At 57.5% G+C, this 12,284-nt stretch carries 9 protein-coding genes; 6 read left to right on the plus strand and 3 right to left on the minus strand.

What is annotated here, in order from left to right; translation table 11 throughout:
- Positions 1 to 87: 87 nt before the first annotated feature.
- Genes MJ8_RS02530 through MJ8_RS02545 form a run of 4 tightly spaced genes read left to right on the plus strand, consistent with a single transcriptional unit; the run spans position 88 to position 7,175 of the window.
- Positions 88 to 1,587, plus strand: a complete 1,500-nt coding sequence (locus tag MJ8_RS02530; protein WP_201412936.1) for a type I restriction-modification system subunit M — start codon at positions 88 to 90, stop codon at positions 1,585 to 1,587.
- Entirely contained in the window at positions 1,577 to 3,391 is a 1,815-nt protein-coding gene (locus MJ8_RS02535; protein ID WP_201412937.1) for a restriction endonuclease subunit S, read from the plus strand. The genes MJ8_RS02530 and MJ8_RS02535 overlap by 11 nt, the downstream gene beginning before the upstream one ends.
- The gene (locus MJ8_RS02540; protein WP_201412938.1) at positions 3,388 to 6,432 is read left to right on the plus strand and encodes a type I restriction endonuclease subunit R; all 3,045 of its coding nucleotides are present in this window, start codon (positions 3,388 to 3,390) and stop codon (positions 6,430 to 6,432) included. The genes MJ8_RS02535 and MJ8_RS02540 overlap by 4 nt, the downstream gene beginning before the upstream one ends.
- Positions 6,432 to 7,175, plus strand: coding sequence for a M48 family metallopeptidase (locus tag MJ8_RS02545; protein WP_201412939.1), 744 nt, complete (start codon positions 6,432 to 6,434; stop codon positions 7,173 to 7,175). The genes MJ8_RS02540 and MJ8_RS02545 overlap by 1 nt, the downstream gene beginning before the upstream one ends.
- Positions 7,176 to 7,598: 423 nt before the next feature.
- Here MJ8_RS02545 and MJ8_RS02550 read toward each other — a convergent pair whose 3' ends face one another.
- Positions 7,599 to 8,375, minus strand: coding sequence for an LEM-3-like GIY-YIG domain-containing protein (locus MJ8_RS02550; RefSeq protein ID WP_201412940.1), 777 nt, complete (start codon positions 8,373 to 8,375; stop codon positions 7,599 to 7,601).
- A 62-nt stretch (positions 8,376 to 8,437) separates the two neighbouring features.
- On the opposite strand from MJ8_RS02550, the gene MJ8_RS02555 reads away from it, so the two are divergent.
- Entirely contained in the window at positions 8,438 to 8,734 is a 297-nt protein-coding gene (locus MJ8_RS02555) for a DUF6884 domain-containing protein (RefSeq protein WP_201412941.1), read from the plus strand.
- Between the two features lie 704 nt (positions 8,735 to 9,438).
- Here the strand turns inward: MJ8_RS02555 and MJ8_RS02560 are convergent.
- Positions 9,439 to 9,774, minus strand: coding sequence for a helix-turn-helix domain-containing protein (locus tag MJ8_RS02560; protein WP_201412942.1), 336 nt, complete (start codon positions 9,772 to 9,774; stop codon positions 9,439 to 9,441).
- 178 nt (positions 9,775 to 9,952) lie between these two features.
- Here MJ8_RS02560 and MJ8_RS02565 point away from each other — a divergent pair, with 178 nt between their 5' ends.
- A complete protein-coding gene (locus MJ8_RS02565; protein WP_201412943.1) occupies positions 9,953 to 10,789 on the plus strand; it encodes a hypothetical protein in 837 nt (278 codons plus the stop codon).
- Positions 10,790 to 11,770: 981 nt separating this feature from the next.
- Here MJ8_RS02565 and MJ8_RS02570 read toward each other — a convergent pair.
- Entirely contained in the window at positions 11,771 to 12,271 is a 501-nt protein-coding gene (locus MJ8_RS02570; protein ID WP_201412944.1) for a DUF6496 domain-containing protein, read from the minus strand.
- Between the last annotated feature and the right edge of the window lie 13 nt (positions 12,272 to 12,284).

Genomic DNA, 12,284 nt, shown 5'->3' on the forward strand with positions numbered 1-12,284 from the left:
GCCGTGCTGGACTGCTGATGTCAGTCTAGGTATTTCAACTGCTAGCGCGCTGTCATCCTGGCGCAAGGTTTGCATCCGTGGGGGGCTATGGCGAAACTTTCTCAGCAGGAACTGGAGCGGCACCTATGGGGTGCGGCGGACATCCTTCGCGGCACCGTCGATGCCGCAGACTACAAGCAGTACATTTTCGGCCTGCTGTTTTTTAAGCGGCTCTGCGACGTATGGGACGAAGAGTTCGAGACCCTGTTAGCCGAGACCGGTGACCGCGAGGAGGCTGCCGATCCCGACGAGCATCGCTTCCATATTCCTAAGGAACACCGCTGGGACGCCGTGCGGCAGCAATCGACACAGATCGGCCAGCGGCTGAACAATGCGCTGGCTGCCATCGAAGATGCCAACCTGCGGCTGCGCGGTGTCTTCGGCGACGTGGACTTCGCCAATCAGGATCGTTTCTCGGATGCCCTTTTGGAGAAGCTGCTCGCGCATTTCGAAAAGCACCGGTTGCGCAACGTAGATGTCCCTGCAGACATGCTGGGCGACGCCTATCTGTATCTCATCAAGATGTTCGCTGAAGGCGCCGGCAAGAAGGGTGGCGAGTTCTATACGCCTCGCCAGATCGTCCGGCTCATGGTCGAGATCGTTGAACCTCGCCCAGGCATGTCAATCTATGATCCGACCTGCGGCTCGGGGGGCATGCTGCTGGAAACGGTTCAGTACCTAAAGGATCGGGGCGAGGATGCCCGTAGTCTGTCGCTCTACGGTCAGGAGAAGAACTTCGCGACGTGGGGTATCGCTCAGATCAACTTGTTCCTGCATAACGTGGACGACGCCTTCATCGCGAAAGGCGACACTATCCTTTCCCCTAAGCGGTATGATCCAAAAACCCGGGAATTCGTGGAGGGCATCGGGGCTTATGACCGGGTGCTGGCCAATCCGCCTTTTTCGGAGAAGGTGTGGGGCTACGAGGTCTGGCAGAACGGCGACCCATTCGGGCGCGATGTCTATGGTTGTCCGCCAAAAGGCTACGGCGATCTGGCCTTCGTCCAGCACATGCTCGCCAGCGTGAAGGATAGCGGAATGCTGGCGGTGGTGGTGCCGCACGGCGTGCTGTTCCGTGGCGGAGCCGAGGGGCGGATCAGGGAAGCCATGCTCGCGGCGGACCTAATCGAGGCGGTCGTAGGTCTTGCTCCCAATCTGTTCTACGGAGCAGGCATCCCCGCGGCCGTTCTGGTCTGCCGCAAAAACAAGCCTGCTGAGCGCCGCGGCAAGGTGCTGATCGTCAATGGCGATGCCACCTTCCAGCCCGGCAAAGCGCAGAACTTCCTGACGGACCGGCATATCCACACTTTGGCTGAAGCTGTTCATGGCTTTATCGACGCCGAAAAGCTGGCTCGCATCGTACCAGTCGAAGAGATCGCAGCCAACGGTCACACCCTCAACATCAGCCGCTATGTGCAAACCGGCGCGGAGGTCGAAGCCGTCGATGTTGTGAAGGAGGTCGCCAAACTGCAAGACCTGATTGCCAAGAGAAATGAGGCCGAGGCAGTGATGTTCCTTCACCTCAAGAGGCTTGGCTATGTCGAATGAGGTGCCGGATGACTGGCGAACCGCGCCCTTTATCGAGCTTGCGGACTATGTGAACGGACGCGCTTTCAAGCCTGAGGATTGGGGCACGAAGGGGCTTCCAATCATCAGGATCGCGCAGATCACTAACTCTGACGCAGAAACCAACTTCTTCGATGGGGAGGTCGACCGTCGCAACCTCATCGACACCGGCGACCTGATTTTCTCGTGGTCGGCCACCTTGGCGGTCATGCGCTGGGCCAAGGGACCTGCGGTTCTCAACCAGCATCTCTTCAAGGTAACGCCTGCGAAGGGCATTGACCGCGATTGGCTCCAGTACAGGTTGGAAGCGTCAATCCCCGAACTTGCGGAGGAAGCGCATGGGACCACCATGAAGCACATTCGCAAGAGCACGCTTTCATCGAAGTCCACCTTTGTGCCACCTCTCGATGAGCAACGCCGGATTGCTGAGGTGTTGCGGTCGGTGGACGATGCCCTCGCCCGAAACGTGGAAACCGCGCAACATTTGTGGGCCTTGCGAAGTTTGGCTCTTGCCGAGTTTTTCGTCGCTTCGGATGACGAAGATGCGGAAGAGACCCTAATAGGGCGACTTCGCCCTGGTTGGCGAGTAACCGCCGCTGTCGACGTCTGCGAAGCGGTGATCGACTGTAAGAACAGAACTCCTCCAATCACTGTCGATGGAGCGGCGGTGGTCCGAACCATGAATGTTCGGCGTGGTCGTTTCGTGAGGGCCAATCTCGTTCGCACCGACGCTCAGTCGTTTGAGGAATGGACAAAGCGAGGGAGGCCGCAGGTCGGGGATATTCTCATTACTCGCGAGGCTCCAATCGGGGAAGTCTGTGCTGTCCCGGCGGACGAACCGGTGTGCTTGGGCCAAAGAATGATGCTTTTTCGTCCAAGATCACATGAACTCCATTCCGCTTATCTGCTGTACGCCCTGCAGAGCGCGGGAGTGCAGGAGCACTTGCTTCGATTAGCTGGCGGATCGACCGTTGGACATGTCCGGGTCGGTGACATTCGCCAACTGCCTATTCCTTTGCCGGACCTGCAAACCCAGGTCGCCATCGCCGAAGCTATGGCTGACGTGGACCGTGCTATCGACCAAACAGTGGATGCTGTCGCGTTAATCCGAGCTCAAAAATCCGCCCTCATGGCTGACTTACTGTCGGGAAAAGTGCGGGTGGCTGCGTCCATTGCTACCACGGCCAAGCCGGTTCCACCGGCTTTCAAGCGCGCTGTTTTCGCTGCCGAGATTGTCCAGCAACTGCATAACGACACTCGCTTCGGCTCCGTCAAGCACGAGAAAATCGTGCATATTTGCGAACTGCACCTCGGGCTACAGGCAGATATCAATCGTCACGCCTACAAAGAGGCTGCTGGACCCTACGATCCTAAGGCAAGACGGTCAGTGGAGAGGATTTTCCAGCAGCAGAAATGGTTTAACGTGACCAACGTCGAGGGAAACCGTGTCGTATATGTGCCGCTGGAAAAAATGGGCGGCCACACGGACTATTTTGCGCGCTATTTTGGAAATAAGCGAAATGCGGTCCAGTGGATCATAGACCTCCTACGTCCCCTCAATACTGAACAATGCGAGATAGTGGCGACACTCTATTCCGCCTGGAACGATTTACTTATCGACAAGCAACAGCCCAGTGACAAGGAGATAGTCGCCTCAGTGCTTCAGTGGCACCCTCGGAAGCAAGAGATATCGGAGGATCGCTGGCTCGCAGCGTTGCCGTGGATGCGCCAGAAAGGGCTAGTTCCCAAAGGCATCGGGGAAAAAACACGGGTGGCTCTGACATGAGCGAATATCGCCTAGCCGAGAAAGCCACTCTTGATACGCTGGCTGGGATGGGTTGGCAGCCATTGTCCCCGGCCACAGCGTTGGCGATGCGGCTGGAAGAAAATCGCGTCATCCTTAAGCCCATCCTAGTGGACGCGCTGCGCGAATTGAACGGCATCGGCGCGGCAGATGCCGAGGCAATCTACAACGAGCTTGCCACGCTGTCCGACAACGAGGAATGGCAGCGAAAGCTGCGCGGGGGCTATTCGCGCCGCCTGACGGGTGAGAACCGCGACAGCACTCTCTCGCTGATCGACTTCAAGCAGCCACGTCGTAACCGCTTCCATGTCGTCCGACAGTTTCGTGTCGCAGCCCAGCGCCCACGTGTGCCCGACATCGTGCTGTTCGTGAACGGCATTCCCCTGGTGGTGATCGAAGCCAAGTCGCCTCTTAAGACCACGGCCAAGGCTGAGGAAGCCTTCGAGCAGGTCAAGCAATATGAGCGGGACATCCCCCGGCTGTTCTATCCCAACGCCTTCAATCTAGTCACCGACGGCATGGTGACGTTCTATGGCGCGACCGGAGCCCCCTCGCAGTTTTATGCTCCGTGGCCCGACGCATGGCCGCGAAAGCGCGAAGAATTTCCGGATGACCTCGCGAAGGACCTGTGGTGCCTGTGCGAACCGTTGCGCCTGCTCGACCTCGTGGCCCATTTCATCGTGTTCGAGATCGACCCCGAGACGGGTCACAAGATCAAAAAAATCTGCCGCTATCAGCAGTTCCGCGCGGTCAACAAGGCGGTGGAACGGGTTGCGGAAGGGCGGCACCGCAAGGGCCTGATCTGGCACACCCAGGGGTCGGGCAAGAGCCTAACGATGGTATTCCAGGCGCTAAAGCTCAAGACCCATTTGACGCTCGAGGCGCCGACGCTCGCCAACCCTAACATACTCGTGCTGACCGACCGGATCGACCTCGACGACCAGATCAGCAAGACGTTCGTTGCCTGCGATTTGCCCAACCCGACGCAGTGCGGATCGGTCGCGGCACTACGCGAGGCGGTAAATCGGGCTGGCAGCGGGCAAATCCTGCTATCTACCATATTCAAGTTTGCAGGTTCGAAGGACCCAATCCCCAACTCGGCCAACTGGATCGTGCTGGTGGACGAGTGTCACCGCACGCAAGAAAAGGACTTGGGCGCGTTCCTGCAGGCGACGTTGCCCGAAGCGCATTTCTACGGCTTCACCGGCACGCCGATCAAATCGACCGACAAGGATACCTACGCTCGGTTCTCGGTGGCGGGCGAGGGCTATCTCGACAAATACGGCATTGATGACGCGGTGCGCGACGGCGCAACTGTGCCAATCCTCTACGAAGGCCGCAAAGCTGATTGGGCGATCAATGAGGCCGAAATCGATATTCTATTCGACCGCTGGTTCGTGGACTTGCCCGACGAAAAGCGAGAGGAACTGAAGCGCAAAGGGCTGACCGTAGCTACAATAGCTAAGCATCCGGAGCGCATCCGGCTGATCGCGATGGACATCTGGGAGCACTTCAAGACTGTCTGCCAGCCAGACGGCTTCAAAGCCCAGATCGTCGCCGTGGATCGCGAGGCGGTGATCCTCTACCGCTCAGCATTGTCTGCAGTGATTACGGCCGATCTCACGCGTGGTGGCATGGAGGGGGGGCTGGCGCGGATAAAGGCGGACGCCATGATCGCCTGCGTCTATTCCAAGAGCCAGGAAGACAACAAGCCGAGTGAGCACCAAAGCGTCACCGCGCTTCGGTCAGAGCTAGAAGCGCAGTATCTCGATGATACCGCCGAGAAGGAGGTGAAAAAGCGCTTCAAGGCGCTGGGGCAGCAGCCGAGCTTCCTGATCGTCTGCGACAAGCTGCTGACGGGTTTCGATGCGCCCATCGAGCATGTGATGTACCTGGACAAGCCGCTGAAGGAGCACAACCTGCTTCAGGCTATTGCTCGGACCAACCGGACCTGCTCGATCAGGTTGCCTAACGGTGGTGAAATCGAAAAGCCTAATGGACGCATTGTTGATTATATCGGCGTCACCGCCAACCTCGACGAGGCGCTGAAGTCCTATCGTTCCGAGGATGTCGCGAACGCGATGCGCGACATCGCCATTTTGCGGAATGATCTCAAGGAAGCGCACGCTCGATACCGCGCGCAGAAACGCGTCATGGGGCTGGACGGCGTGGATGAGAAGGCCGCCGCCTATGCTGCTGGCAAGCTAGCCGCTGGCGAGCACGAGGACGACTGGTTCGAGCTTCAACGTCTCACTCGGAACTTCATAAAGGTCTATGGCGACCTGTCGCCCGACCCCGCCATTCTTGAGTTCACTGCGGAAGTCAAATGGGCCGCGGCATTCCTACGGTTGGCGACACAGGTAATCAGCAAGGACGAGAGCCTCGACCATCGGAGCTACTCGGGCAAGATAAGGGATATGCTGGAGCAGCATGTCCATGTCACGGGTCTTTCCACGACAATACGGCTTCGGAGCATTACCGATCCGAGCTTTGCAGACGACTTCACCACCGACGGCAAGGCTGAACCTGAATTGCAGGAAGCCTTCGTGCGCAAATCAGCCGAGCTTCGCCGCGTCACGCGTGAACTAGTGGATAAGAACCCCGCACAATATGGCCGGTTCTCGGAACGGGTGATGGAGATCATCCGAAGGTTCGAGGAGGGCCAACTTGCGGCCGCCGACGGACTGCATGAGTTCGAGGGGCTGACCGGCGACATTGAGGCAGAGCAAGGCGCGCATGCTGAGCTTGGCATGGATGAGAACGCCTTCTCGATCCTTCGCATCATCGAAGCCGTCGCGCCAGATGTCGAGCATGCCACCTTGCAGGATGCCGCAATCGCCATTGGTGCGGTCTACGCGGGGGCGGCCGCAATGCAACCCGCATTTGCTCACATGGAAGCCTATTTGCGTTCGTTGCGCCAACAGGTCCGGCGCATCCTGACCGAGCAAGGTATCGGCGACACTAAGGTGATCCGCGAAAAGGTCGAAGAGTTTGCCATCCAAGCCTACGGAGCCTCTTCCTGATGCCAACGCTGCAAATAGGAAGGAAGCAAATCCCGTACGAGCTTCGTCGCTCTGCTGCGGCATCGGAACGCCGCATCACTGTCACGCCAGGCCATGTCGAGGTGCTGGCCCTCACCAGTGACGGCGACCACGACATCGCAAACTTCTTGCTGCGCAAGCGGCAGTGGGTGTTCAACACGGTTCGCGAGATGGAGCGGATCACTTCTGGCCGGCATGCCGTGCCTCGGTTCATGACGGGTTCGAAGATACTCTTTCGTGGCCGACGCATGCCCTTGACGGTTCGGCGGACCGATGGCGAACGGATCGAACTTACATTCCGCAACGGCTTCATAGTCGATCTTCCGTCTTGGGTAGGTGGCGACGCCGACAAACTCGTCGCCAGTGAACTGAAGCTGTGGTTCAAACGGCGCGTTCGGCGAGATGTGAAGGAGATTGCCGCAGAGTACAGCAGCCGGTTCGGATTTGCACCTCGCTCGATCCGCGTCGCTGATTTCGCAAATGGCTGGGGATCATGCGGCGCTGAGGGCAACATCCTCATCAACTGGCATCTCGTTTTCGCTCCGAAGAAGGTGCTGGAGTACGTCATCGTCCACGAACTCGCTCATCTCCGGTACCGCTCGCACCGTTCAGAGTTTTGGTCCTATTTGGCGTCTATCTTACCAGGCTTCGACCAATCTAAGGCTTGGCTCGAAATCAATGAAAGTAGTCTAAACGCCGACTTCCTGAACTGGGCGAAGGTGTAGGTTCGCAAATACCGGAACGCGGCCTCTCGCGGGCCCAACTTATCGCCCGCTGGCACGTTGAGCCAATCCCGCCAAAGGCCGGCAAAGGCTCGCCAACGGCTACATTTGGCCAGCATCCAATCCATCAGCCGACCTTGACCAAGGCCGCCCAGAGCGAAATCGCCTCGCCTGTCTGCGAATTTTGGGCGATTGGATCGTTTGACGGCCGACATTCCGGCGCGCCTGGCTTCCAGCGATCAAGGTGACTATCTAGCGGTAGGTGTGATGCCAGAAAGGGATCCCACCCGACCGGCTTCCGATGGCTCTCGGTGCGCGAAACCTGCGAGGTCGACAAGACCGATGTGAAGTTAATTTCATTTCTAATTTGATGACGTGCGCTTTTCCCGCCGAACCTGGCCACTCAGCCTGGCGGTGGCGCAGGCGTCAGCAGTTCCAAAACCGGACGGGGTTCTGAACGTGTTTGAGGTTAGGATTGGTCACCCGCTTCCCACGTTCTCCAACATAGAGCGTCCAGACATCGTTAGGCGCTTCGTCCCCGACGAAGCCGATACGGTGGCTCTCTGAGCCATCGGCATATGGAATATCGGGAAAGTTTTCCGGGGTCGCATGCATCCATTCGTGCGGTCGAAATGCGCCAACGACGACGCCCCGAATAACGGCAAGAACGTAGTCCGCCTTCCTCGCCCGAATTTCCGATATCCGCCAGCAATAGCGGACTTGATTGTAGATGGCCTTTCGGTCTGATCGGTCATCGATCTTGTTGATGTTGATTAGCATGAGCTTATGAGTGGGGTGGGCAGGAAATTCGGGCAGCGCGTATTTGTCGATGAGCTCCATATGGTTCATAGGGCCGCGATCACTGCTCGCATGACCGCCTTGGATGTTCGTTAGGCCGGGATAAGCGTCAATGATAGCGGCCTCGACTTCAAAGACTGCGTGGTCGGGGATCTCATGCCTATGGATCACGTGAACCACCGAGAGGCCGGCATTTTTGATAGCCCGAATGCGATCCATTTTTGCACCAAGCGTCTGGTCAGTCTCGCCGGCTAAGTCAAGAAGACCCTCTGCATGGTCGAACACGCGGTTGTTTCGACCTTTGCCGACATAAAAGGTTTCGCCGTTTCGGGGATCGATAAGCCTATAAACGTAGTTGCCGATTTTCTGACAAACTTCTTCTGGAAAACGGTAATGCTCTGTCATGGCCCCTCCACGAGGTTGTATGTGCCAAGGCTTCAGCTGAGGCAATGGGTGGGCGGTGGTACGTGCTCTCCGCGCTGTATGGTTTGGTCGAACCCGAAACGATTATCGACCCTTATGATCGGACTTTGAAAACGCTGCCGATGGAACAACGTCGTGTATGGGCACAAAAAACGTTCAGCGCGTTGATGCAAGCGGAGCCGGGCATTTCCAGTGTCATCATTCTCGCCGGTCAGCGTTATCGTGAGTTCCTTGTCCCGAAACTGCTCAACCATGGTATCAAGGTAGACATTCCAATGGCTCACCTTCGTCAAGGGGAGCAACTCGCTTGGCTCGCGGGAAATCATGGCGCGGCTGGCTGATATTCGGCAGTTCTACGGTCTTATGGACCGTCCGTTCCGGCTGCAAAGCGGACCCCGACGGTTGGCAAACCTCGGCCCTTCGATGCCGAGACGCGGTGTCTATTTCTTCTTCGACGAAACCGAGCCCAGGACCGATAGCGGCGATGGTCCTCGTCTAGTTAGGATCGGCACTCACGCCCTCACAGCAGGCTCCGCGTCGACCTTGCGCCAACGCCTTGCGCAACATCGCGGTAAGCTCAGTGGCGGAGGAAATCACCGAGGCTCGATCTTTCGGCTTTTAGTCGGTCAGGCCCTAATGGGCCAGCGGTGGCGGACCATCGTGCGCATCATGGGGGATCAAAGGTGACCTTCCTAAAGCAGCACTTCCTTTGGGGGCAGCGCTCCCCGATCTCGCTGCTTTGGAAGCCCCCGTCAAGGCCGCAATATCGAAGTACTTGTCGCGGCTCTCGTTCGCTTTTTTGGCGGTAGATGATGAGCCCGGTCCCAATTCGCTGCGGGGCCTCATCGAACGCCATTTAATCGCCCTTCTAAGTAACTTCGGTCGCTCAGCGCTCGATCCATCGACTGCGAATTGGCTTGGCCGTTCGTCTGATCGTCCATTGGTCGCAACATCTGGCTTGTGGAACCAACGGCACGTGTCTGAGGCACACGAACCTACTTTTTTGACCACGCTGTCAGATCTGATTGACCGGCAAGCACAGCAGTCAGCTTTTGTTTCTTAGCGCCGCCTCTAGCACGCCGCTTATCCACCGAAGCTCATCTTCAGACAGCCCAGCCAACCGGGTAGTCACTTCGAGCAACGGACCACGCCGCAGTGCCCCAGAGGGGATCTCTGGGCTGAACAACTCGGCGGGATCAACCTCAAGAGCGGCCGCGATCTTTTCGATCATAGGGAAGCGTGCTCCGGTCGCACCGATCTCGATTTTTGAAACCGTATCGATGCTGACGCCTGCCCGCTCGGCAAGTTGCTCTTGGGTGTAGCCGGCACGCTTGCGGTGGGTCATCACCAGTCGCCCGAACCGCTTCCGCAGGTCTTCCATACGCTTCTCCACACCACGAGGTGTAGAGGCGGACTAGCGCTGGCATTAGGGATTGAAGATCAGGAGTTTTCTCCGGTCTGCAATCTATTTGCAGAAAACGGGAAGTCAGCTACAATTTTATGGCGTTTCGGTAATTCACCAACTGAGCGGATCGCGCTTTAGTCGCTAGGGGGACATAATGCGAACCACGTGGCAAAGATCGTGGTCGAGTGGTCGAGTTAAACTTCTCTTTCTCGTAGTGCTGTTGGCTGCAATCGGTTCGCTTTCATTCGCAGCGACCAACTTTGCCATAGCCTGGATGAGCAAGCCAAGCGAAGGTCATCCCACGCGGGACGAACCCAGTCTCGACGATGCCGATGCAGCGAGCAAAGGCGCAAGTGGAACAACTCTCCGTCCGTCGGCGTCTGATTGGTCTGACGCTTATTCTCGCCTTGATTTCAAACTCGGCATGACCCTCGACCAGTTCAGACACAGCCACCTTCTTGGCCAAGGTGACGCCTACCCGGTCTGCTCTGGCGATGCGGTTACCCTCGGAGACGATTACAAGGCGATGCGAGCCGAGCTGAAGCAGCCATTTCGCGATGTTGGGGGCATTACCTGTATGTTTGCCCACCAGGGGTACAATGGTCAGATCCTTCCGAAATTTATGGAGTTCGGTAATACGTCCACCTGGAATAACTATTTTTACTTTTACAAGTTCGGTGGCGGCGGCCAGTACGTACTTTTCCTAATCGAGGTTTCGACAACCGAAGTCGAAAAATTCGACACAATTTCCAACGCCTTCGTAAAGAAATTAGGTCAACCTACAAACGTCGAGGTCAACGACCTCCAGAATGGATTTGGCGCCGTATTCCACAACGTGATTATGACGTTCGATAACAACTCTTCAGTGATCCGCCTCACCAAATATGATGGTTCCCTCGACCACTTTACGACCTTGTATTGGCTGAAGCAGGTAGCGAGTGAAGTTAATTACATTCGGGCTGCCGCCGACAAATCAGCTCAAAAGCTTTAGCCCTCTCGACAGTCCCCGAAACCCCAACCTTTCCGAGTTAAAGGGGCGCACAGCGCCTTCACCCGGGCCCTCTCCCAACTTTCTCCGGCAAATCGAATGAGGCTGTTTGGCCGCCAAAGTGGCTTCAAAGCTCTTGGCTGAATTTCGGGAACATGACGAAATCGGCGGAGGACAAAGGTGCCCTATCGCCTGAAAATTGGTGGGGAATTTTGGAGGGAAATCATTCCACTGCCTCCGGTTCGCCGACTGCGTTGCGGAACAAGCTTTCCTACCACCCTTGCCGCGCGCTCCGGAGCGTAATAATGTTTCAATTGCTGGACATTCAATGTCCCCGGTCCCAGCCGATATTCACAGGCTGGCCCACCCGGTTTGCGGTAAGGGTGAACATCCTAAACAGTAGGAGAACCTTACCATGCCCACAAACAAAATGCGGGAAGATCGCGTCCGCCGCTTGCTTGGGAAGCAGGGTTATCGCCTTCTAAACACGCCTTCTCGCTCGTCAAGGAGGGAGTACTACAGCGTCGGCTATATGATCGTCCAAACCGATTGCAATATTGTGGTCTCGGGCTGCTACCCGCAGCAATATATTCCGACACGCTCGAAAACATCGAGGCGTTCGCGTTCGGGCAGTGAAGCCGAAACAGCGAGCCCGGCTGCATCCGCTGGGCTCGCACAGTCATCCGGTGCACCTGCCATTGCCGTGTCTCCATTTCTCGTGTCGCGAGGCCATTCCCGATTTACTCTGGATCATGATACATTTAGGTGCTACAACAATAACCACACAGGGATTGGTAAGGCACTGATTTTGCGCAGGTTTTGGTGATGGCCGTTATTTTCCGATTGGCTCCACCAAATCAGTCTTCTCCAGGCAAGGTTTTTCGAACCGGCGTCGTTGCCGCTCGGCTGCGCGACGCATGAGCCCGCATGACGGGTAGCCTGACGCCCAGTCAAGGGTTTTCGTTCGTTGTCCTGCGGCTGCGGCTAACCGCGCTCGGCGCGGGTTCTGGCTGCCTTGCGCGCCGCCGCTGACCGTCCGGCGGCGCCTTTGGTCTGCGCGGCTTTCCTGGCTGCGGCCGAGCGTTCCGCGACCGTTCGGCTGGATGCGGCGCTCTTGGCCTGCCGCGACAGGGCCTTGCGCGAGGCGGTGTCCTTCGGCTCGCCCTCAAGCACCTTCGACACCGCCTTCGAGACCTTCGGCTGGCGCTTCGGCTTCCGTTCGCCCTGGCCTGCCTCGTAAGCGTATTTGGCGCTCTTGCGCGTGGCCTCCTTCACGTCGCCTTTCTTGGGAGGCGGCAGGTCGACGCCCGCCCGGCGCGCTTCCGAAAGGCCGATGGCGATCGCCTGCTTCGTGGAGCGGGCGCCATGCTTGCCGCGGCGGACTTTATCGATTTCCGCGTGAACGAACTCGCCGGCCTGCGTGCTTGCCGACTTGCCCTCGCGCTTGTCCTTGCGTGCCTTTTCGATGGTTTTCTTGTCCGGCATCGTTTTTCTCCTT

Source organism: Mesorhizobium sp. J8 (assembly GCF_016591715.1).
Taxonomy (GTDB): Bacteria; Pseudomonadota; Alphaproteobacteria; order Rhizobiales; family Rhizobiaceae; genus Mesorhizobium.

Coding starts and splice junctions, on each gene's coding strand:
- MJ8_RS02570 (WP_201412944.1), bottom strand. CDS start 12,271: ATGCCGGACAAGAAAACCATCGAAAAGGCACGCAAGGACAAGCGCGAG.
- MJ8_RS02535 (WP_201412937.1), top strand. CDS start 1,577: ATGTCGAATGAGGTGCCGGATGACTGGCGAACCGCGCCCTTTATCGAG.
- MJ8_RS02530 (WP_201412936.1), top strand. CDS start 88: ATGGCGAAACTTTCTCAGCAGGAACTGGAGCGGCACCTATGGGGTGCG.
- MJ8_RS02560 (WP_201412942.1), bottom strand. CDS start 9,774: ATGGAAGACCTGCGGAAGCGGTTCGGGCGACTGGTGATGACCCACCGC.
- MJ8_RS02550 (WP_201412940.1), bottom strand. CDS start 8,375: ATGACAGAGCATTACCGTTTTCCAGAAGAAGTTTGTCAGAAAATCGGC.
- MJ8_RS02565 (WP_201412943.1), top strand. CDS start 9,953: ATGCGAACCACGTGGCAAAGATCGTGGTCGAGTGGTCGAGTTAAACTT.
- MJ8_RS02545 (WP_201412939.1), top strand. CDS start 6,432: ATGCCAACGCTGCAAATAGGAAGGAAGCAAATCCCGTACGAGCTTCGT.
- MJ8_RS02540 (WP_201412938.1), top strand. CDS start 3,388: ATGAGCGAATATCGCCTAGCCGAGAAAGCCACTCTTGATACGCTGGCT.